Source organism: Blautia sp. HA9023 (assembly GCF_056504095.1).
In genome coordinates this window covers 293,068-316,213 of the sequence record NZ_JBWLUR010000003.1, presented here as the reverse complement: position 1 = coordinate 316,213, position 23,146 = coordinate 293,068, and the positions used below count along the sequence as shown (strand labels likewise).

General features: G+C 44.0%; 21 protein-coding genes. 20 read left to right on the top strand and 1 reads right to left on the bottom strand.

Going from position 1 to position 23,146, the window contains the following annotated elements:
• Positions 1–2: 2 nt before the first annotated feature.
• From mutL to AC04Q6_RS03495, 15 genes are all read left to right on the top strand, one after another.
• Complete coding sequence (mutL, locus tag AC04Q6_RS03565; RefSeq protein ID WP_118169684.1) at positions 3–2,114, top strand: DNA mismatch repair endonuclease MutL; 2,112 nt, start codon at positions 3–5, stop codon at positions 2,112–2,114.
• Positions 2,115–2,141: 27 nt separating this feature from the next.
• Positions 2,142–3,095, top strand: a complete 954-nt coding sequence (miaA, locus tag AC04Q6_RS03560) for a tRNA (adenosine(37)-N6)-dimethylallyltransferase MiaA (protein WP_476389523.1) — start codon at positions 2,142–2,144, stop codon at positions 3,093–3,095.
• Positions 3,096–3,116: 21 nt separating this feature from the next.
• Positions 3,117–4,391 carry a methionine gamma-lyase family protein gene (locus AC04Q6_RS03555; RefSeq protein WP_119247940.1) on the top strand — a complete coding sequence of 425 codons (1,275 nt, stop codon included), beginning with the start codon at positions 3,117–3,119 and terminating at the stop codon, positions 4,389–4,391.
• A complete protein-coding gene (locus tag AC04Q6_RS03550) occupies positions 4,388–5,587 on the top strand; it encodes a BaiN/RdsA family NAD(P)/FAD-dependent oxidoreductase (RefSeq protein WP_021978000.1) in 1,200 nt (399 codons plus the stop codon). Before AC04Q6_RS03555 ends, AC04Q6_RS03550 begins: the two co-directional genes overlap by 4 nt.
• Positions 5,588–5,589: 2 nt before the next feature.
• A complete protein-coding gene (locus AC04Q6_RS03545; protein WP_244832565.1) occupies positions 5,590–7,191 on the top strand; it encodes an NAD(P)/FAD-dependent oxidoreductase in 1,602 nt (533 codons plus the stop codon).
• 105 nt (positions 7,192–7,296) lie between these two features.
• A complete protein-coding gene (gene radC / locus AC04Q6_RS03540; RefSeq protein WP_021978002.1) occupies positions 7,297–8,007 on the top strand; it encodes a RadC family protein in 711 nt (236 codons plus the stop codon).
• A gap of 12 nt (positions 8,008–8,019) precedes the next feature.
• On the top strand, positions 8,020–9,033 hold the full coding sequence (locus AC04Q6_RS03535) for a rod shape-determining protein (protein ID WP_021978003.1): 1,014 nt from the start codon (positions 8,020–8,022) through the stop codon (positions 9,031–9,033).
• 13 nt (positions 9,034–9,046) lie between these two features.
• On the top strand, positions 9,047–9,943 hold the full coding sequence (gene mreC / locus AC04Q6_RS03530) for a rod shape-determining protein MreC (RefSeq protein WP_118063828.1): 897 nt from the start codon (positions 9,047–9,049) through the stop codon (positions 9,941–9,943).
• Positions 9,933–10,460, top strand: coding sequence for a rod shape-determining protein MreD (gene mreD / locus AC04Q6_RS03525; protein ID WP_021978005.1), 528 nt, complete (start codon positions 9,933–9,935; stop codon positions 10,458–10,460). Before mreC ends, mreD begins: the two co-directional genes overlap by 11 nt.
• Complete coding sequence (locus AC04Q6_RS03520; protein ID WP_118063830.1) at positions 10,445–13,342, top strand: penicillin-binding transpeptidase domain-containing protein; 2,898 nt, start codon at positions 10,445–10,447, stop codon at positions 13,340–13,342. The genes mreD and AC04Q6_RS03520 overlap by 16 nt, the downstream gene beginning before the upstream one ends.
• Before the next feature lie 58 nt (positions 13,343–13,400).
• Positions 13,401–14,189, top strand: a complete 789-nt coding sequence (minD, locus tag AC04Q6_RS03515; RefSeq protein ID WP_022427288.1) for a septum site-determining protein MinD — start codon at positions 13,401–13,403, stop codon at positions 14,187–14,189.
• Between the two features lie 46 nt (positions 14,190–14,235).
• The gene (minE, locus tag AC04Q6_RS03510; protein ID WP_021978008.1) at positions 14,236–14,475 is read left to right on the top strand and encodes a cell division topological specificity factor MinE; all 240 of its coding nucleotides are present in this window, start codon (positions 14,236–14,238) and stop codon (positions 14,473–14,475) included.
• 3 nt (positions 14,476–14,478) lie between these two features.
• Positions 14,479–15,654: an FtsW/RodA/SpoVE family cell cycle protein gene (locus tag AC04Q6_RS03505; RefSeq protein ID WP_021978009.1), complete on the top strand. Its 1,176-nt coding sequence runs from the start codon at positions 14,479–14,481 to the stop codon at positions 15,652–15,654.
• The gene (locus tag AC04Q6_RS03500) at positions 15,651–16,820 is read left to right on the top strand and encodes a D-alanyl-D-alanine carboxypeptidase family protein (protein WP_118063832.1); all 1,170 of its coding nucleotides are present in this window, start codon (positions 15,651–15,653) and stop codon (positions 16,818–16,820) included. Before AC04Q6_RS03505 ends, AC04Q6_RS03500 begins: the two co-directional genes overlap by 4 nt.
• 34 nt (positions 16,821–16,854) lie before the next feature.
• On the top strand, positions 16,855–17,430 hold the full coding sequence (locus AC04Q6_RS03495; RefSeq protein WP_021978011.1) for a cytidylate kinase-like family protein: 576 nt from the start codon (positions 16,855–16,857) through the stop codon (positions 17,428–17,430).
• Positions 17,431–17,544: 114 nt separating this feature from the next.
• On the opposite strand, the gene AC04Q6_RS03490 is transcribed toward AC04Q6_RS03495, so the two are convergent.
• The gene (locus AC04Q6_RS03490) at positions 17,545–18,027 is read right to left on the bottom strand and encodes a hypothetical protein (RefSeq protein ID WP_021978012.1); all 483 of its coding nucleotides are present in this window, start codon (positions 18,025–18,027) and stop codon (positions 17,545–17,547) included.
• A gap of 190 nt (positions 18,028–18,217) precedes the next feature.
• Between AC04Q6_RS03490 and AC04Q6_RS03485 the strand changes: the two genes are divergently transcribed.
• The 5 genes from AC04Q6_RS03485 to AC04Q6_RS03465 all read left to right on the top strand — a co-directional run bounded on the left by AC04Q6_RS03485 (position 18,218) and on the right by AC04Q6_RS03465 (position 23,085).
• On the top strand, positions 18,218–18,787 hold the full coding sequence (locus AC04Q6_RS03485; RefSeq protein WP_118063834.1) for a hypothetical protein: 570 nt from the start codon (positions 18,218–18,220) through the stop codon (positions 18,785–18,787).
• Positions 18,788–18,801: 14 nt separating this feature from the next.
• A complete protein-coding gene (locus AC04Q6_RS03480; protein WP_119247942.1) occupies positions 18,802–20,043 on the top strand; it encodes a Y-family DNA polymerase in 1,242 nt (413 codons plus the stop codon).
• Between the two features lie 129 nt (positions 20,044–20,172).
• Positions 20,173–20,592, top strand: coding sequence for a hypothetical protein (locus AC04Q6_RS03475; RefSeq protein WP_021978015.1), 420 nt, complete (start codon positions 20,173–20,175; stop codon positions 20,590–20,592).
• Positions 20,593–20,900: 308 nt separating this feature from the next.
• Positions 20,901–22,271 carry an MATE family efflux transporter gene (locus AC04Q6_RS03470; protein WP_118063838.1) on the top strand — a complete coding sequence of 457 codons (1,371 nt, stop codon included), beginning with the start codon at positions 20,901–20,903 and terminating at the stop codon, positions 22,269–22,271.
• Positions 22,261–23,085, top strand: a complete 825-nt coding sequence (locus AC04Q6_RS03465) for a MerR family transcriptional regulator (RefSeq protein WP_207660362.1) — start codon at positions 22,261–22,263, stop codon at positions 23,083–23,085. Before AC04Q6_RS03470 ends, AC04Q6_RS03465 begins: the two co-directional genes overlap by 11 nt.
• The last annotated feature ends 61 nt before the right edge of the window (positions 23,086–23,146 follow it).

Below are 23,146 nucleotides of genomic sequence, written 5' to 3'. Positions count from 1 at the left end.
CCTTGAGAAAAATTGCAGTTTTAGACCAGAATACCATTGATAAGATTGCAGCAGGTGAAGTTGTGGAGCGGCCTTCTTCTGTTGTAAAAGAACTTGTGGAAAATGCTATTGACGCAGGAGCTACCGCCATCACAGTAGAGATCACAGATGGTGGAAAAAAGCTGATCCGTATCACAGATAACGGCTCCGGAATGGAAGCAGAACAGGTTCCCCTTGCTTTTCTACGTCATGCTACAAGCAAGATTGAAAAAGTGGAAGACCTGACACATATTGCCTCCCTGGGCTTTCGTGGCGAGGCTCTTTCCAGTATTGCCGCAGTTTCCCAGGTAGAACTGATCACAAAAACTCCTTCTGCCATCAGCGGTACCCGCTATGTGATCGAAGGTGGAAAAGAACAGTCTTTGGAGGAGATGGGCGCACCGGAGGGAACCACCTTCCTGATCCGGAACCTTTTTTACAACACACCTGCAAGAAGCAAATTTCTGAAATCCGACATGACAGAAGCCGGTTACATCAATACGCTGATGGAACAGCTGGCGCTTTCCCATCCGGAAATTTCCTTTAAATATATCCAGAATCGTCAGGTGAAACTTTCCAGTTCCGGAAATTACAGCGTAAAGGATGTGATCTACAGCGTTTACGGACGGGAGATCGCCAAAGCACTTCTGGAAGTCTCCTATGAAAATGATTTTATGAAGATCGAAGGCTTTGTGGGAAAACCGGAGATTTCCAGAGGAAACCGCACTTTTGAGAATTATTATATCAATGGCCGGTATGTAAAAAACAAGATCATTACCAAGGCTATTGAGGATGGGTATAAAGGACTGGTCATGCAGCATAAATTTCCGTTTGTCTCACTTCGGATTGAAATGGACGGCAATGACCTGGATGTTAATGTGCATCCCGCAAAGAGAGAAGTGCGTTTTGCCAGAGAAACCGAAGTTTATACGGCTATCTATGAAACTGTTCGTAAGGTACTGACTCACAGAGAACTAATCCCGCAGGTATCTGTGGGAAAAGACGAACCGACATCTCACAACGAGCAGATGAAGCCAGGAAATGTTCCGGAACCTTTCGAGGTAAAAAGACGGCAGGAGATGTACGGACACCAGAACCGGACGGCGAATATAGCTTCCCATATTGCACCGACAGCTTCTGAAGTACGTACATCGCCGGTTTCATCGATACCTTATAATAAGTTGACAAATAGTACAGCCTCCTATGGCTCAGCTGAAACAGCTCACAGTTCTTCAGATTCTTTTACAGATAAATACAGGCATATGGGTTCTCTGCGGGAAAATCCCGTATATAGATCTCAGCCCTTTACAAAAGAAGAAGAGGAAATGTTTTCCGGCACACTGAAGGACGGAAAAAAAGAGACTTCCGCTGTAGAAACAGCTGATCCAGAAGTGATATCTGAAAAACCTGCCGAATCGACATCTCCTGAGATAAACAGCGAGCCGATCAAATCCCTGGAACAGGAAACGCCAAAACAGCTGGAACTTTTCGAAGAACGGCTTCTTGCCCCGGAATCCAGAAGCCGCCACAGGCTGATCGGACAGCTGTTTGACACCTACTGGCTGGTACAGTTCGAAGATAATTTTTATATCATTGACCAGCATGCGGCCCATGAAAAAGTATATTATGAGCGGTTCGTAAAGCTGTTCCAGTCTCAGAACATCCAGTCTCAGTACGTAAGCCCTCCGCTGATCGTTTCACTCAGCCTTGAGGAAGAAAACCTGTTAAAAGCAAACGAAAAATATTTTCGGGATTTCGGTTTTGAGATCGAACCTTTTGGGGGAAGAGAGTACAGTATCAGTGCGGTGCCATCCAGTCTTCTGGGAATGACAGAGGAAGAGCTGTTTCTGGAAATGCTGGACCATCTCACTGCAGACGGCTCCAAAGATGCATTTGAACTGTTTACCGCAAGGCTTGCAACTATGGCCTGCAAAGCTGCTGTAAAAGGCAATCATTCCATGTCACCCCAGGAAGCCGACAAGCTGATCGATGAACTTCTGACACTGGAAAATCCTTATAACTGTCCTCATGGAAGGCCAACCATCATTGCCATGAGTAAGACAGAGATTGAAAAAAAATTTAAACGTATCGTGTAAGATACCTATCATAAACGGAGAAAATCTATGAAAAAACCTCTTATCGTCCTTACCGGACCTACTGCCGTGGGAAAAACAAAACTTTCCATTGCCCTTGCAAAAGCAGTAAACGGAGAGATCATCTCCGCAGATTCCATGCAGGTTTACCGCCATATGGATATTGGTTCCGCCAAGATCACACCGGAAGAAATGGATGGCGTCCCTCATCAGCTGGTGGATGTGTTGGAGCCCACAGAAGATTTTAATATTGTCCTTTTCCAGCAGATGGCAAAAGAAGCCATGGAAAAAATTTATGATAAAGGCCGGATCCCGATCCTGGTAGGCGGCACGGGATTTTATATTCAGGCCGTAACCAGAGATATTGATTTTACCAGTTCCAACCAGGATGACCATTACCGCAGGGAGCTGGAAGAGCTGGCAGAACAAAAAGGCCCTTCATTTCTTCATGATATGCTTGCACAGGTTGATCCCAAGTCAGCCCAGGACATCCATGAGAACAATGTCAAGCGAGTGATACGCGCCCTGGAATTTTATAAACAGAACGGTACCAGGATCTCCGAACATAATGAAGAGCAGAAAGAACATACCAGCCCCTATGCCCTGGCATACTTTGTCCTGAACGCACCCCGTCCCCTTCTCTACGAACGCATAGACACAAGAGTGGATGAGATGTTGAAAAACGGGCTTGTAGAAGAAGTAAAAAAGCTCCGGGAGATGGGCTGCCACAGAGGAATGGTTTCGATGCAGGGACTGGGCTATAAAGAAATCCTGGACTGGATGGACGGAGAATACCCTTACGAGGAAGCCGTTCGCATCCTGAAACGTGACACCAGACATTTCGCCAAACGCCAGCTTACCTGGTTCCGAAGAGAAGGCGAGGTAACCTGGGTAGATAAAGATAACTTTGATTACGATGACAGCCGGATCCTTTCCTACATGCTTTCTGTATGCAGAGAAAAAGGGATCCTGCCTGCCAAATAAAATAAAAAAGGAAAAATGATCATGAAAGAATTATATGCACAGCTTGGAATCTCTTCTGCAGTTTACGATTTCGGTAAATCCGTGGAAGATTCCCTGAAAGAACGTTTTGAAAAATTTGATAAAACTGCAGAGTATAACCAGATGAAGGTTATCCATGCCATGCAGAAAAACCGTGTCAGTGAGGCATGTTTCGGAGCTTCCTCCGGTTATGGCTACAATGACCTTGGACGCGAGACCCTGGAGCAGGTCTATGCGGATACATTCCACACAGAAGCCTGCCTGGTCCGCCCGCAGATCACCTGCGGGACCCACGCACTTGCCATTGCACTGTTTGGAAACTTACGCCCGGGCGATGAGCTTCTTTCCCCTGTAGGCAAACCATATGATACTCTGGAAGAAGTCATCGGGATCCGTCCGTCCAACGGTTCTCTTACAGAATATGGTGTAAAATACCGTCAGGTAGACCTTCTTGAGGATGGTACCTTTGATTACGAAAATATCAAAAAGGCAGTCAATGAAAAAACAAAACTGGTAACCATTCAGCGTTCCAAAGGCTATCAGACTCGTCCTTCCTTCTCTGTAAAACAGATCGGTGAGCTGATCGCTTTTGTAAAGAAGATCAAACCGGATGTGATCTGCATGGTAGATAACTGCTACGGTGAGTTCGTAGATACCATAGAGCCAAGTGATGTAGGTGCAGATATCATGGTGGGTTCCCTGATCAAAAATCCAGGCGGCGGTCTTGCCCCTATCGGCGGATATATCGCCGGAAGAAAAGACTGTGTGGAAAACGCTTCCTACCGTATGACCTGCCCGGGACTGGGCATGGAAGTGGGGGCAACCCTTGGTGTAAACCGTTCTCTGTACCAGGGATTTTTCCTTGCACCGATGGTTACCAAAGGAGCTTTAAAAGGCGCCGTTTTTGCAGCAAACATTTACGAAAAACTTGGTTTCCCGGTGGTACCGAACAGCACAGAACCACGTCAGGATATCATCCAGGCAGTCACCCTTGGAACACCGGAAGGTCTTGTAGCATTCTGCCAGGGTATCCAGGCTGCAGCACCGGTAGACAGTTTTGTGACACCGGAACCGTGGGATATGCCAGGGTATGACAGTCAGGTCATCATGGCTGCAGGTGCTTTCATCCAGGGTTCTTCCATCGAGCTTTCTGCCGATGGTCCTATGAAACCACCTTATGCTGTTTATTTCCAGGGTGGTCTTACCTGGGAGCATGCTAAACTTGGAATCCTGAAATCTCTTCAGTATATGGTTGATAAGGAACTTGTGAAATTATGAAAAAATCTGAAGGACAGGACTTAAAAAAGCAGGTCTTTGTCGTAGGAGCAGGTGCTTCCGGCCTTATGGCGGCTATTCAGGCTGCCATAAACGGAGCAGCGGTTACGGTTCTGGAACAGAATGACCGTCCCGGAAGAAAAATCTGTGCTACAGGAAATGGACGCTGTAATATGACAAATCTGAACCAGGATGAAAACGCTTACCGGGGATCCCATCCGGAATTTGTCAAAGATGCCCTGGCACAGTTTCCTGTGGAAAAGACTCTGGAATTTTTTCAGGAACTGGGAATCTGTACCACAGACCGCGACGGATGGATCTATCCCCGGAGCAGCCAGGCGCAGAGTGTGGTAGATGTTCTTACCATGAAAGCACGCAGCCTGAAAGTAAAACTGAAAACCAATCAGACTGTTACCGGCGTGTCTTTCACAGACGGACAGTGGAAGATCCATACTGACGGATGGACCTACAATGGTGATGCCGTGATTCTTGCAAACGGTTCCCGCGCCTCTTCCGTTGCAGGTTCCAGTGAAAGTGGATACAAAATCGCAGAAAGTCTCGGACATCATCTGATCGAACCTCTTCCAGCTCTGACAGCTTTGAAATGTAAGGGAAATTCTTTTTCCGGCTGGAGTGGTGTGCGGACAGAAGGTAAGATAACCCTTTATATAGATGGCATTCCGGCAGCCTCTCAGCAGGGAGAACTGCAGCTTACCGATTACGGTGTATCCGGGATCCCGGTATTTCAGATTTCCCGCTACGCCATCCGAGCGGTTCACGAAAACAAAAACGCAGAGCTTTCCATAAATTTTTTTCCGGAACTGAACCAGAAAGAACTGGAAGAATACCTGGAACAGAGAAAAACAGCCTGCCCTTATAAAACAGAAAAAGAACTTCTCATCGGACTTTTTCCGGAAAAACTGATCCGTGTCTTATGTGCACAGAAGGATCTGATCCATGGGATCAATGATTTTCGCCTTCCGGTAAAAGACAGCCTTTCTTTTGAACAGGCACAGGTTTGTTCCGGCGGCGTGGATACTTCTGAAGTTCAAAGTAAAACCATGGAATCCAGACTTCATAAAGGCCTTTATTTTGCCGGAGAACTCCTTGATATTGACGGCACCTGCGGTGGATACAACCTGCAGTGGGCATGGTCAAGTGGAGCTACCGCCGGTATCTGGGCAGCAAAGGAGGAATAACAATGATCCGGATCACACAGTTGAAGCTTCCCATCACCCATACAGAAGAGCAGCTTCACAGAAAAATAGCGAAAACACTTCGCCTTGGAAATCAGCCGTTCACTTATGAGATCCGAAAACAATCTCTGGATGCCCGGCATAAAGAGGACAAAAAATTTGTCTATACTGTAGACATTAAAGTGGATAATGAATCCCGTGTTTTAAAAAAGGTTCACGATAAAAACATTATGTTAACTACAGAGAGAAAGTATCATTTTCCGACACCTGGTTCTGAAACATTGTCCCATCGACCGGTAGTGATCGGAAGCGGACCGGCCGGATTATTCTGCGCCTGGTATCTGGCAAAAGCCGGATACTGTCCATTGGTACTGGAACGTGGAGAAGAAGCAGATAAACGCCAGGAAACTGTAGAAAATTTCTGGAAGAACGGCATCCTGGATCCGGATTCCAATGTGCAGTTCGGAGAAGGCGGTGCGGGAACTTTTTCCGACGGAAAGCTGAATACTCTGGTAAAAGATACCTACGGAAGAGGAAAAGAAGTCCTTTCCAGATTTGTAGAAGCAGGAGCTCCATCTGAAATCCTTTACCAGCAGAAACCCCACCTTGGTACGGATCAGCTTGTGGGAATCGTTCAGTTTATGCGCCATCAGATTGAAGAAATGGGCGGGGAATTCCGATTCCGTTCCACAGTGACTGATCTGGTGGTCCGTGACCAGAAACTTGCGGCTGTCATCGTCAATGAAAAAGAAGAAATACCGGCAGAAATCTGCGTTCTTGCTCCCGGCCACAGTGCCAGAGATACTTTTGCCATGCTGAACAAGCACAATCTTTCCATGGAGCCAAAATCTTTCGCAGTAGGAGTACGAGTGGAACATCCACAGACCATGATCAACCAGGATCTTTACGGAGAGCCGGAAAATGATTACCTGGGCGCAGCCAGCTACAAAGTTACCCATACACTGGAAAACGGACGTGGCGTTTATTCTTTTTGCATGTGTCCCGGTGGCTATGTGGTAAATGCTTCTTCTGAGGAAGGCATGCTGGCAGTAAATGGGATGAGTTACCAGGCACGTGACAGCCGTAATGCCAACAGTGCCATCATCGTTACAGTAAATCCTTCTGATTTTCCGGAGGAAGGCGTTCTTGGAGGAATCGCACTCCAACGAAAGCTGGAACGTGCTGCCTGGGAAGCCGGAAACGGAAAAGTTCCGGTACAGCTTTTCAAAGATTACTGTGCGCATAAGAAAAGTATCAAACTTGGAGATGTGAGCCCCTGTATCAAAGGAGCCTATATACTTACCGATGTCCGCAGCATTTTCCCGAAAGAGATCGGGGATTCCATTGAAGCCGGAATCCATGCTTTTGGAAAAAAACTTTCCGGTTTTGACCGGCCGGATGCATTGCTGGAAGGAGTAGAAAGCCGTACATCTTCTCCTGTCCGGATCGTGCGGGAACCAAAAAAACTCACTTCCAATATAGAAGGAATCTACCCCTGCGGAGAGGGCGCTGGTTACGCCGGTGGCATTACATCTGCAGCAATGGACGGAATTAAAGTGGCAGAAGCAGTAGCTTCCATTTATGCCCTGCCTGTAAATAAAATGTGAAAAAAGTGGAAATTTCCGGGATAGAGTGTACATTCCTGCTTTTTTATGCTAAAATAACTTCTGCAATTTTGCATACCCTTCTTCGAGAGCGAAAAGGGAAATCATATGAAAGATACTATAATGGAAATGCCAGATTATCAGCGCCCGTATGAAAAATGTCTTCGGGAGGGAGAACAGTCTTTAAGCGATCGTGAGCTTCTTGCTGTGATCCTGCGCTGTGGCGTACAGGGATTAAGTTCTCTGACACTGGCTGATAAAATCCTTAATTTATCGGAACAAACAGGTCATTCCGGACTTTTGGGTCTGTTTCATGCTTCTGTACCGGAGCTGATGAAGATCCATGGGATTGGCAAGGTAAAAGCCATACAGCTGAAATGCATCGGGGAGCTTTCCAAACGTATGGCAACTGCTGCAGCGAAGCCGGAACTGTCTTTTCAGCATCCTGTCACAATTGCAAAGTATTATATGGAACAGCTTCGTCACGAAGAACAGGAATTATTGTACTGTATGATGCTGGACGGACATAATCATCTCACAGGAGAGCAGCTTTTAAGCCGTGGGACTGCCACCGCCACACTGATCACTCCAAGAGAAGTTTTTGTAGAAGCTGTAAAATATCATGCTGTAAATTTGATCCTTGTGCATAATCATCCAGGCGGTGATCCTTCCCCCAGTCAGGCCGATCTGGAAGTCACCAGACGGGTTTTCGAATCTGGTGAGCTTCTTGGAATCCATCTGTTGGATCATATTATCATTGGAGATCACAGGTACATCAGTTTCCGGGAAAAGGGGATTTTTGATGAGTATATTAAGTGAAGGGGCAGATTTATGCTTTTTAGAAATAATTACGGGGTAGACCTGGGGAGCAGCTCTGTAAAAGTCTATTCTTTTTTCAGAAATAAAACTTACATAGAAAAAAACATGGTTGCCTACCGGGGGCGTCGAATCCTTGCTATTGGAAATGAGGCCTATGAAATGTTTGAAAAATCACCTTCGGATATTTCTGTAGATTCTCCCATGGCTTTTGGAATGCTTGCGAATCTCGAATTACAGGAAATCGTACTTTACAGCATGTTGAAAAAGATCGATCATACATCCGGCCTTGGTGCGGATATGTTTTTTTCGGTTCCTCTTGATATGACGGCCATTGAAAAAAGAGCCTACTATCATCTGGTCAATGGACACTGGCTTAGAAAAAACCGGGTTTTCATGGTAGAATCTCCGATTGCAGATGCGGTAGCCATGAACATCAATCTTGAAAAAAATGAAGGCAGTATGGTTGTAAACATTGGTGCACAGAGTACAGAATTTTCAATCCTTACAGATGGCAAGATCATCATAAGCCGTAAGATCCCTCTTGGAGGCCGGCAGATGAATGAATCCATCTGCAGTGAGATTCGTAAACATTACAATCTGCAGATCGGAACACGTACGGCCAAACGCCTGAAAGTAGTCATGGGACGGCTTAACGACCAGAAAAAGGAAGCCCGGAAAGTTGTAGGAATCGACAGCGTTTCCGGACTTCCCAGAGAAGAAGTTGTTTCCGCCTATGTTGTTAATGAGGGAATCACCAATTGCGTAAATCAGATCGCGGCAGAAATGAAAACATTTCTGGAACGTACACCACCACAGATTGCCTATCATATTGCAAAAGAGGGAATTTACCTTACCGGTGGCAGTACTCGACTTCCATATATCGACAACTATCTGGCAAGTTATACAGGATTTGCCTTTAATCTTTCTGATCTGTACGAAACTTCTGCTGTACATGGACTGGAAAAGATCATTCACGACAGAGAACTGCGCAGATGGGCACAGCCTGTAAAGCAGAAAAAACTGTAAAGGGGCATATATAATGAAAAACATCCGAAAAAAAGTGCGTTTTCATTTTAATTTAAAAAGCAAACATCTTCTGGTAATCATGACACTTTTCTGTGGAAGCTGTATTGTTGCTACCGCAGCTTCCGGAACAACTTCAGCACCTCTGCAGAATGTGGCCGGATTTCTGGTCGTTCCCTTTGAAAAGGGCATTTCCGGTGTCAGTAATATGTTCGGAGATGTAAAAAGCAGTCTTCGTGATAAGCAGGACGTACTTCAGGAAAACGAGGAACTTAAAAATCAGATCAACAGTCTTACCGAACAGAATAATATCCTGATCCAGGATCAGACAGAACTTACCAGGCTGAAAGAACTTTATAATCTTGATCAGGAATACACTGATTATCCAAAAGTTGCGGCAAGGATCATCTCCAAAGATCCAGGCAACTGGTACGATACATTTATGATCAATAAAGGTACTAATGATGGAATCCATGTTGACAACAACGTAATTGCAGGAAAAGGACTTGTCGGGATCGTCACGGAAGTTGGCCCATCATGGGCTACCGTTCGTTCCATTATTGATGACAGCAGTAATGTCAGTGCCATGGCTGTCAGCACTTCTGATAATTGCGTTGTTACCGGAGATCTGGAGCTGATCGATGAGGGAAAACTGAGTTTTGAACAGCTCTATGACCAGGATAACAAAGTAACCGTGGGAGAACGTATTGTCACTTCAAATATCAGCGAAAAATACGTGGAAGGACTGTTTATCGGTTATGTCAGCGAAATCCAACAGGATCCCAATAACTTGACAAAAACAGGTACGATCGTTACACCCGTTGATTTCGGCCATCTGAAAGATGTGTTTGTCATTACCGTCAATAAACAGGACGCAATAGACAAAACGGAGGATGCGTCCAATGAAAAATAAAATAGTATTATTTATTACCATTATTGTCTGTTTTCTCCTGCAATGTACAATAATGGATTACATTTCCATTGGTTCCATTACGCCAAACCTGCCTTTGATCCTGTGTGTAGCCATGGGATTGATGCGCGGAAGAAAAGTCGGACTTTGGACAGGATTTTTTTCAGGACTTTTTATTGATCTTTTTTACGGATCACTGTTTGGTTTCTATGCGCTGATTTATATGTATGCAGGATATATCAGCGGCTACGCATTCCGCAGCTTTTATGATGATGATCTGAAAGTTCCGCTTTTTCTTGTAGCAGGAACAGATCTTCTTTATAATCTGTCTGTATACGGCCTTCAGTTTCTTCTCCGGGGCCGACTTGGATTTTTGACCTACATATACAGAATTATTATCCCCGAGATTGTTTATACGGTTTTTCTCACAATTATCGTATATCGGATATTTTACTGGATCAACTACCACTTAATGGATACTGTAAGGAAAGAAAGTGAGTCTATTTGGGAATTAAAATAAAAAAAATCATCAAAAAAATCCGTCTGAAACGTACTACTGTTCTTGTGATCGTATTTGTTTTTCTTTCATCTGTTCTTGTTCGGCAGCTTTTCAGCCTGCAGATCATACAGGGAGAAGACTATATCAGTAAATTTCAGACACGTACCACAAAAACACGTGTGATCAAAAGTACACGAGGAAATATCTATGACCGAAACGGCACTGTTGTAGCTTCCAATGTTCTTGCCTATTCTGTTACTTTTGAAGATAGTGGAACATATAACAGCACACGTGAAAAAAATCTGGCATTAAATGGTATCGCATACCAGGTATTGCAGATTCTCTCCAAAAACGGGGACAGTTTGGCCGACAATTTTCATATTATTGTTAATGATCACGGTGATTATGCTTTCGATGTGGAGGAAGGTTTTACTCTGAACCGTTTTCGTGCAGATGTTTATGGTGAAGCACAGATTGATAATCTGAGTGATGAGCAGAAAAACGCAACTGCAGCACAAATGATGGATTATCTTACAGGAAGCAATGGATTTTCCATTGTACTCTACGGAAAAGATGCCTATACTGACGAAGAGCTGGCAGCGCATTCTCTCCCCAAAGAGCTTACCAAGCAGGAAATCCTTGAAATTGCGATCATGCGCTATCAGCTGAATACGAACAGTTTCAAAAAATATATGCCGGTAACGATTGCAACGAATGTCAGCGAAAAATCAGTTGCTGCCATAAAAGAAAATCAATCCGCACTTCAGGGAATTGATATTGTGGAAGATTCCACAAGGCAATATGTGGAAGATGAGAGTATGGCACCGATTCTTGGCTATACCGGTCAGGCTTCTTCTGAAGAACTGGAAACTCTTCGGAAAGATAATCCGGATTATTCCAATGATGCCATTGTCGGAAAAGCCGGGATTGAACAGTATATGGAACTTCAGCTTCAGGGAAAAGACGGTGAAGAAACCGTTACAGTTGATAATCTTGGAAAAGTTCTTGATATTGATAATTCCAAAACTGTTGAGCCAATAGCCGGAAACGATGTGTATCTCACCATTGATTCTGACTGGCAGAAGAGTATTTACCAGATTCTTGAGCAGCGTGTAGCCGGTATTGTTCTTTCCAAACTGACCCCTGATAAGAGTTTTGATTATGAAGCAGAGAAAGACGCAAGTAAAATCACAATTCCAATCTACTCTGTATATAATGCTCTTATTGCCAACAGCGTTATTGATATCAATAAATTCAGTAACGATGATGCATCCGATACAGAAAAAAATTTATATGCCAAATTTCAGCAAAAACAGCAACAGGTTTTTGATACAATAAGTAACAGGCTGACAGGAGATAATCCTCCGGCATATAAAGACGAAGACTCACAAATGCAGGAATATCTTACCTATATCTGTGATGATCTTTTAACAAACACATTAAACATACTGAAAAGTGATTCCATTGATACCTCTGATGAAACATATAAAGCATGGAAAAATGATGAGAGCATCAGTTTGAAAGATTATCTGAATTATGCTGCCAGTCAGAACTGGATTGATATTTCTCAGATTTCCACTTCTAATGAATATCTGGATTCTGAAGAAATCTATCAGGCACTGACAAATTATATTATCGACTATCTGAAGACAGATACCGGATTCTCCAAGCTTCTGTACAAATATATGCTTCAGGAAGACACCATCAGTGGTGAAGAACTTTGTGTTGTTCTATATGAACAGGGAGTTCTTTCCAAAGAAGATGAGCTGTATCAGACAATGCTTTCCGGAGGTCTGGATGCATATACCTTTATGTATCGAAAGATTGCCAGTCTTGAGATCACTCCAGCTCAGCTTGCACTGGCACCATGTTCTGCTTCTGCTGTTATTACTGATACTACAAGTGGAGATGTTCTTGCCTGCGTTTCCTATCCTGGTTATGATAATAACAGACTGACCAATAATATGGATACTGATTATTATGCCAAATTATCAACTGATCTTTCTAGTCCGTTTTTTAATAAGGCAACACAGCAGAGAACGGCTCCAGGTTCTACATTGAAGATATTATCTACCGTTGCAGGCATGTCAGAAGGTGTTATCGATGACGGTACTTATATTGAATGTACAGGAAGTTTCGATCTTGTAACACCACCGATCAACTGCTGGAATAAACAGGGGCACGGAGCTCTGGATATCCGTGGAGCGATCGAGCAGTCCTGTAACGTATTTTTCAGTACGATCGGTTTTGAACTTGGAAAAGATTCCGAAGGAAACTTTTCTGAAGCAAGAAGTCTTGGTATGCTTCAGAAGTATGCATCCCTTATGGGACTCGACAAAAAAACTGGCATTGAAATTTCTGAAGCTTCTCCTCAGATTTCAGACAAAAACGCAGTTCCTTCCTATATGGGACAGGGTACGAATATGTTTACCACCAGCCAGCTTGCAAGATATGCTTCAACGATCGCTACATCCGGTACGATCTACAAGCTTTCTCTGCTGGACCGTGTAACAGATTCCAAGGGCAAACTGATCAAGGAATATCCTTCTGAAACAGAGGGACAGCTGGACATTTCCAGCAATATATGGGATGATATCCATGATGGTATGTACCGTGTAGTGCAGACTCATGATCAGTTTAACGGACTTGGTGTGGAAGTTGCCGGAAAAACCGGTACTGCCGAAATTGATTACTATCATCCAAATAATGCTCTTTTCGTGGGATATGCTCCGGTTTCCGAACCGAAATATGCAATATCCGTTCGAATCGCAAACGGATATGCATCCGGTAATGCCTGCCTTGCAGCTAATGATATTTTTAAATACATTTTCGGACTTGCAGATGAAAGCACCATTCTCACTGGTTATGCCGCAAGCGACACCAGTAATGTATCGAATGACTAAACAAACTTTATGAGGATACCAGAAGTGTGGAACATTTTAATGGGAGGAATCAGAAAATATGAGTGAGGTCATTGTCATTACATCCGGAAAAGGCGGCGTGGGTAAAACCACTACGGTAGCAAATATCGGGACCGGGCTGGCGGCCATGGGAAAACGGGTTGCTGTTGTGGACACGGATATCGGACTTCGAAACCTGGATGTTGTTATGGGACTTGAAAACCGTATTGTTTATAACCTGGTAGATGTCATCAATGGAAGCTGTCGCCTGAAACAGGCTCTGATCCGTGACAGACGGCATCAGGATCTGTACCTTCTTCCTTCTGCACAGACAAAGGACAAGACTGCTGTATCACCGGAACAGATGATCAAGCTTACGGACGATCTCAGGGAGGAATTTGATTATGTTCTTCTGGATTGTCCTGCCGGAATTGAACAGGGATTTAAAAATGCGGTAGCCGGTGCAGATCGTGCCCTTGTGGTAACAACTCCGGAGGTTTCCGCAATCCGTGATGCAGATCGTATTATAGGTTTGCTGGAATCCGGAGGGATTCGGGATATCCGGCTGATTATCAACAGGCTCAGGCCTGAAATGATCGCAAAAGGAGATATGATGTCAGTAGAAGATGTCCTGGAAATCCTTGCTGTAGATCTGATCGGTGCCATTCTTGATGATGAACAGATTGTAATTTCCACAAATCAGGGTGAACCACTGTCTGGGAAAAATTCACAGGCAGAGGAGGAATACCGCAATATCTGTCGACGACTTATTGGAGAAGATGTTCCCTATACTACCGTCCGGCGAAAAAGCAGTGTATTCCAACGGCTTGGCAGTATTTTTCGCAGATAAATAAGCACTGCCAGATTATCTTTTCATCACAGAGGGAGGAATAAATATGCGGTTTTTCTCCGAAAAAAAACGCTCCGCAGGTTATGCCCGTGACCGAATGAAACTTCTTCTTGTATCGGAACGCATAGACTGCTCTCCACAGATGATGAAACTTTTGCGGAATGACCTCATACATACCGTAAAAAAATACGTTGTAATTGATGAAACAAGGGTGACCATACAGATTTCACAGGAACCACCTGTTCTGCATGCTGTCATACCTGTACTTAAGAAAAGGGATGCATAATTTATGATTAAACAGTATAAGCTGCGGTTTTACAACTTTCGTCTGGTAGTTTTTCTTCTGGCGATCAGCTTTATTGGAATCCATCTTGTAGGAACAGCTGCCGATTATCTTCGCACCCGTCAGCTTCTGGGTGTAATCATTGGAGTAGTCTTTATGCTGCTTCTTTCACTGATGGACTACTCCTGGTTGCTGAATTTTCAATGGATCATGTATGGTTTTAATATTGTAATGCTTCTGGCGGTTCGTTTCTTCGGCTCAAGTGCCAACGGCGCAGCAAGATGGGTGGATCTTGGTTTTATTCGCTTCCAGCCGACAGAGTTATCTAAAATCATCATTATCCTGTTTTTTGCAAAATTTTTCATGGATCACGAAGATGATCTGAATACATTGAAAACTCTGGCACAGTCAGCAGTTCTTCTGGTAATTCCGTTAATGTTGATCTATGTACAGCCAGATATGAAAAATACAATTACTGTAGTAATTCTGTTCTGTATTCTGATCTATATTGCAGGACTCAGTTACAAAATTATCGGAGGAGCGGCTCTGATTGCAATTCCTCTTGCAATTATTTTTCTGTCGATTGTTGTACAGCCGGATCAGAAACTGATTCAGGATTATCAGAGAAACCGTATTATGTCGTTCCTGTATCCGGAGAACGAAGAATATGCGGATGATATTGAACAGCAGAACAACTCAAAAACAGCGATTGCCTCCGGAGAACTTGTAGGACGTGCTTTCAGTAATGACACAAGTGTTACTTCCGTGAATGATGGAAACTTTGTTTCTGAGAATCAGACAGACTTTATTTTTGCAGTGGCAGGAGAGCAATATGGATTTATTGGCTGTACTCTGATCGTGCTGCTGCTGTTTCTGATTACTTTTGAATGTATCCGGATGAGCCTTCGGGCCAAGGATCTTGCCGGAAAGATCATATGTTGTGGAGTGGGAAGCATTGTTTCCATACAGAGTTTTATCAATATCTGTGTTGCTACCGGACTTGCGCCTAATACCGGTACTCCGCTGCCTTTTGTAAGCTATGGTCTTACCTCTCTGATCAGTCTGTTCATTGGTATGGGACTTGTTCTCAATGTAGGACTGCAGAGCAGTGCATATAATAAAGAATTACAGAAGAAAGAGCAGAAAAAGGATGCCTACTTTCGGAAAGAGGAATATTTATGACACATAAAGAACCTGTGAAAAAAACTGCACGTCCTGGAAGTACTCCCGGACATCGGTCTTCCAAAGCCGCAACTCGCACAGCTTCCGCTGGGAAAGACAGAGTTTCTGATCCATCTGCAAAAGCTGTTCCCTCCAGGCGCAAAACACAATCAGTCAGAATGAAACGGATGCGCCGCAAAAAGATCCGCAATACCGTTCTTCTGCTTCTTCTGCTGGTCGTCCTGTGTGGAGCAGGGGGATTTGGAGTCTACATGTTAAAAGGCGGGAATTTTTCCACCCCGGTTAATTCTTTCAACGCCTTTTCCGAATTTGATAATACACTGGTCTCAAAAGAGGAACAGAGAGCAGAGGGCTTTGCTCAGAATCTCTGCGTTGTTACCAAGGATGTTCCTCTGGACTCGGTCAGTCTGGATGATAACCAGTCCGGTGTTCTTTTGAACCTCAGTGACAAAAAGGTCCTCTATGCAAAAGGTGCCTACAATAAGGTATATCCAGCCAGTATCACAAAGATCATGACCGCAATGCTGGCTCTGAAATACGGCAATATGGATGATACCGTAACGATCTCCCAGGAAAATGTTACGCTGGAATCCGGGTCACAGGTTGCAGGTTTTATGGAAGGCGACCAGGTCACCATGGACCAGCTGCTTCACTGCCTTCTGGTCTATTCCGCCAATGATGCAGCTTCTGCCATTGCAGAACATGTAGGCGGTTCCACAGATAAATTTGTGGAAATGATGAACAGTTTTGCCGCTGAGCTTGGATGCACAGGAACTCATTTTACCAATCCTCATGGCCTTCAGGACGAAAATCATTATACAACGCCTTATGATATCTATCTGATGTTAAAAGAGGCGCTGAATTATCCGGAATTTACAGACATCACGCAGATGTCGTCCTATACAGTTACCTACAAACATTCGGATGGCTCAGATGCAAGTACTACCTTAACCGCTACTGACCATTACCTTACCGGTGAGGCCACAACACCGAAGGATGTCACCATCCTCGGTGGAAAAACAGGAACAACGGATAAAGCAGGAAACTGTCTGGCTCTTTTAAGCCAGAATGCTTACGGAAAGCCTTTTATTTCCATTGTTATGGGTGCATCTTCCAAAGATGTTCTGTATCAGGAAATGACATCATTGCTTCAGAATATCAACTGACAGAAAATCATTACATCATAAGGAGGACAAGGCAATGATCATTACAATTGACAGACAATGTGGATGTGGCGGGCACCGTGTAGGTGTTCTGCTGGCAGAAAAACTGGGACTGGAGCTTTATGACAAAAAGAAGCTTCTGGAAGAATCAAAAAAAATCGGTAAATTCGAGGAAAACAGCGATTTCTTTGATGAAAAATCGGTAAACAGCCTGTTATATTCCATCGCAATGAATTATGGTGAAAGAAATCCAATGACGAATTCATTCAGCCTGGTACGGGAACTTACCAAAGGAAAATCTGTTGTTATGATCGGACGATGTGCCAATATCATATATCAGGATATGCCAGATGTCACCACTGTTTATCTCCATGCAGATATGGAACATCGGGTACATCGTATTATGGAGCGCGACCATGTTTCTGATAAAGAAGCACGAAAACAGATCCGGGAAACAGACAAAAAAAGAGAGCAGTTCCATAAATCCTGCACCAATACCTCCTGGAGTGATTCGAACCAGTATCAGCTGTCTATTGATACCGGTCTTGTGGGCATCGAACAATCTGCTCAGCTGATCATTGATTACATTAATCTGAAGAAAAAAAGTATCTGAACCAGACAATAAGATTCATCTGTCAGGCAGATAAAAAAACAGGTACGCTGTGAGTTGGTCAAACCTGCTCATGAAGCGTACCTGTTTTTTATTTATGCATGTGTTTTCTGAAGATCAGTAGACTTCTACGGTATCATCTCCGGTATCTCCGGAACTACTGTCATCCAGTTCCGAATCAGAATTGTCACCGGTATCCGTACCATCATCAACAACATCACCAGTATCTCCTGTATCATCTCCCTGTGAAGTATCTGGATCAGAAGTGTCATTAACGTTCCCGTCATCAGGAGTATATCCCTGATCGTAATTTCCGTCGTCTCCGGTATCTGGATCACCGGTATCTGTGTTATCATCGGAATCATCCGATCCACTGTAATAACTGTCTTCCGTATAGATTGGAAAATCAGCACTGTCAGAATCTGCATCTACGGATCCCTGTGAAGTTGAGTCGGGAACGGGCTCCGCTGCGTTGTTATCCGGAATTGCCGTAAGATGAGAAATGTTTCCATCTTTGGGGACCACAATATAAATCCCAAGCATTACAATACATAATGCCATGGCAAGTCCGGCGATCTTCATTTCTTCCATATGTTTCATAGACGTCAGTCTCCCTGTCATTTTTTTGTATTATAGCACAGAATCAGTCGTATTTGTAAACCTGTTGTTGTTTTTCATGAAATTTATTTTTGGGCAGTGTAGACACATTTTCCCTTCGTGTTTATAATAAACAATAAGATTGATTTCCATGTAGCCATCGAGTATTTTACACAGAAAGGCAGGATATTTCATGAGTAACTGTATCACCACTTATACGGGAAAACATTTTGATCCCACACACCCTGAAAAAGAACGGATCTGCATAGATGATATCGCACATGCCCTTTCTCTTTTATGCCGCGGAAATGGCCATGTAAAGACCTTTTTTTCCGTAGGACAGCATTGTATCCTCTGTGCAAAGGAAGCCATGGCCCGTGGCTTGCCAAGACGTCTTGCACTGGCAGCTCTTCTTCATGATGCCAGTGAATGCTATATGTCTGATGTTCCCAGACCGTTTAAAAAAAGCCTTCCCGAATATCAGCGACAGGAAGAAAAGCTTCTTTGCATCATATATGAAAAATATCTGGGCACCGGACTTTCTGCCAAAGAGGAGCAACAGCTGAAAAACATTGATAATGATCTTCTCTGGTATGATCTGAAATTTCTTCTCAACGAAGAACCGCCGCAGCCCAAACCATCGGTCTGTGTTCCCATAGATTATACAGTCCGTCCTTTCCAGGAAGTGGAAGACGAATATCGGATGTTATTTAAGCAATTGCGGGCGGATATTCACAATTCAGATTTACTTGATCATGATTGAAAGAAGAAGTATGTATGGAACGATTGATTTTTCATGTTGATGTAAACAGCGCCTTCCTTTCCTGGGAAGCTACCCGAAGAGTAAAGCAGGGGCTTCCGGATCTTCGGGAAATTCCTTCCTGCATTGGTGGAGATCCCAGAAAACGGACCGGCATCGTAGTTGCCAAATCCATCCCTGCAAAAAAATACGGTATCCAGACAGGAGAACCAATGGCTATGGCCTTTCGTAAATGCCCGGAACTGATATCCGTTCCGGCAGATTTTGAGCTTTATGATAAATATTCAAGGTCTTTCAAAAGTATCTGTGCATCCTATGCCCCTGTGATGGAATCCTTTTCCATTGATGAGGTATTTCTGGATATGACTGGCACCTCCTACATTTACCCGGATCCGATTGTAACTGCCCATGAGCTGAAAGATAAGATACGGACCGAACTGGGATTCACTGTAAATATCGGCATCTCTGTCAATAAACTGCTGGCAAAAATGGCCTCAGATTTTGAAAAGCCGGATAAAGTACACACCCTGTTCCCGGAAGAGATCCCTGTAAAAATGTGGCCACTTCCCGTAAGAGATCTTCTTTTCCTTGGAAAATCCTCTGAAAAGAAGCTTAAGGAGGCGGGTATACGAACCATCGGTGATCTTGCCCATGAGAAAAAGCCCAAGATCCAGGCACTTCTGGGTGAAAAAGCAGGACAGCAGTTATACCGGTACGCCCGCGGTCTGGATGACTCCCCGGTAAAAATGAAACCAGATGAAGCTAAGGGATTCAGTCTGGAAACAACCTTTAATGATGATCTGGTATCCATGGAGCAGGCGCTTCCGATCCTTCTGGAACAATGCGATGTCCTTGCTGCTCGTATGCGCCGCAAAAAGAAAAAATGTACCTGCATCTCTGTAACCTTTCGAACGCTGGATTTCCAGAACAGATCACACCAGATGAAACTGAAAAACGCCACAGACATCACCGACGAAATTTATTTCCACGCCCGAAAGCTTTTTGAAGAATCCTGGAGAGAACAGCCGCTGCGTCTTCTGGGGGTATCACTTACCGGACTTACCGACGACTCCTTTGAACAATTATCATTCTTTGAAGATACCAGGGAAAAAGAACGCCGCCAGAAACTGGATGCAGCCCTGGATTCTATCCGACTTAAATACGGAAATGACAAGGTTACCCGCGCCAGTATCATGAACAGTACCGCCCGGATCGGGAGAAAAGCAAAAGCGCAGATGGAAAATGAGAGAGAACAATAATGTTTGATGAAAATTTACCAGATTCTTTCAAAAACCCCTTGCAATTTTATTCACAATGCACTATAATTTGAAACATATCAATAGCAATTTTATTCAAAATTATTATATGTGTCTAAGGAGGAAAACAGGATGGTTGAACTGATCGTAGGAAAGAAAGGCAAAGGAAAAACAAAAGTACTGTTAGACAAAGTAAACGGGGCTGTGAAGGATGCCAGCGGCAGCATTGTTTACTTAGACAAAAGCACCAAGCACATGTATGAGCTGAACAACAAAGTCCGCCTCATTGATGTTTCCGGATTTCCGGTTAAGAATGCGGATGAATTCGTAGGATTTATCTGTGGTATCCTCTCTCAGGATCATGATCTGGAGCAGGTATATCTGGACAGCTTCCTTACAACAGCCAAACTTGAAGGAAAGGATGCAACCGGAACACTGGATCAGTTAAGTGCCATCGGTGAAACCTTCAAAGTTTCCTTTATTATCAGTATGTCTCTGGATAAAGAAGAAGTTCCGGCAGCATATCAGGATAAGATTATCTGCGCATTATAATAAAATTGAATATGAACGTCCTATTTTGTACATAAAACATAAAAGAACGTAAATTTTAAAGGGATCTGTCGCAGGGCAGATTCCTTTTTTAATCGAATAACTGCTTCACAGTTATTCGATTATGAGCAAGTAGCGAATGCGGATTGCGAATATCCTCTTGATTGCAAGCCGATTCCTCATATGGTAAATCACGCAAAAAAGCATTGACATTACAACCGTTATAAGGTTTAAATTATATCCGGGAGGTTATCTGACCGGGAATATTGCCATCCGGCTAATACATCCGACCGATCAGACAAAAGAGAATCATGGAAAAAAATCTTACAACCGGAAATATCTTTAAAACTATTGTGTACTTTGCCCTGCCATACCTGTTATCTTATTTTCTTCAGACACTTTACGGAATGGCAGATCTTTTTATCATCGGACAGTTTGACCATGTTGATGCCATCACTGCTGTATCAAACGGAAGCCAGGTCATGCATATGTTAACAGTCATTATTGTAGGACTGGCCATGGGCGCAACCGTTACCATCAGCCGGGCTGTCGGCGCAGACAGGAAGCTGGACGCAGCCAGAGCTATCGGAAACACGGTCACATTATTCATGGCTGTTTCCATTCTTTTTACGCTCCTGCTTCTTCTCCTCGTCAGGCCCATTGTTGTACTGATCGGTATCCCGACAGAAGCGGTGACAGGTACCACACAATATCTTATCATCTGTTTTATCGGAATTCCCTTTATTACAGCTTATAACATAATCAGCTCCATATTCCGTGGCATTGGTGATTCCAAAACTCCCATGTATTTTGTGGCCATTGCCTGTGCTGCCAATATTGTACTGGATTACGTTTTCATTGGCTTTTTCCATATGGGACCATCCGGAGCAGCCCTTGGAACCACACTTGCCCAAACTCTCAGTGTGATCATTGCCCTGATATTCATTCGCCACAGAGAAACCGGAATCCATCTTACAGGAAAAGATTTCCGCCCGGATCCTCGTGTGATGACGCAGATCCTGAAAATCGGAATCCCGGTAGCTGTACAGGATGGATGTATCCAGGTTGCATTTATTGTGATCACGGTGATCGCCAATCACAGGGGATTAAATGACGCAGCTGCTGTTGGTATCGTGGAAAAAGTGATCAGCGCTGTCTTTCTGGTTCCGTCTTCCATGCTGGCTGCGGTCTCTGCTCTGGCTGCTCAGAATATCGGTGCCGGGAAGCATGACCGTGCGGCAAAAACGCTCCAGTACAGCATCCTGATCACTAGTGTTTACGGAATCATTATCTCATTGATCGTTCAGTTTACCGCTCCACATATCCTTCAGGCATTTACCGGAGATGACACGGTCGTACTTCTTGGCACTCAGTATATCCATTCCTATATCTGGGACTGCATTTTTGCAGGCATCCATTTCAGCTTTACCGGATATTTCTGTGCATATGGAAAATCCTATATTGGTTTTATCCACAATATCATTGCCATTATTCTGGTCCGTATCCCGGGATCTTATCTGGCTTCCAGATATTTTCCCCATACGCTGTTCCCTATGGGAATGGCAGCGCCGGCAGGTTCTCTGCTTTCGGTTCTGATCTGCCTGATCGCCTATTTCTGGTTGAAACACCATGCCGGTCCTGGTCCTGTATCCAGATGCAAAGGAGATTCCAATGGAAGATAAAAAATTATTTCTTATCGGAGAAGTAGCCAAAATGTTCCATATCAGTATGGGGACTCTCCGCCACTATGAGCAGGCTGGTCTTTTAACACCGGAATATACAGACCCGGACACTAGATACCGGTATTATGGCACCAGACAGTTTGAGCTTCTCAACACCATACGTTATCTCAGAGTCCTGGATTTTCCACTCGCCCAGATCAAAACTTTTCTGGATAACCGTGATACCGATGTGATCGAAGAAAAGCTGGTCCATCAGAAAGAAGTGATTGCAAGGAAGCAAAAAGAGCTGGAGCTGATCTCCCGAAAGATCGACCATCGCCTGGAACAGCTCCGGGATGCCATGAATTCCAGGCTTGATGTGATCCAAACTGTCGAAATTCCCGAAAGCCGCGTTGTCTGGCTCCGGGATTCCCTGCATCCGAAAACATATCTGGATCTTGAGAATTCCATCCGAAAACTGGTAGAAAATCAGAAGGAATCTCTGGTTTTTATGGGAAAGATCGGAATCGGGATCTCCAAAGAACAGCTTTCCCAAAAATCTTTTCAGGATTACGACCGGATCTTTCTTCTTCTGGATCAGGAAGACCGATATGACGGAGAAACGGAAACTTTTCCCAGACAGACCTGCGTAACCATCCGTTTCTGCGGAAGCCACAGGGAAGCACCGGCTTATTATCAGAAACTCCTTGCATACATTGAAGAGAAAAAACTCTGTATCACCGGATTTTCCAGAGAAACCACGTTGATCGATTATGGAATTACAAACAATACCGATAAATTTGTTACGGAAATCCAGATCCCGGTGAATATCTGAAATTTATGCCTTCTTATGGAGTGCTTTTTTAGCTTCCAGTGAGGAGGCTTTGTTTATTCTT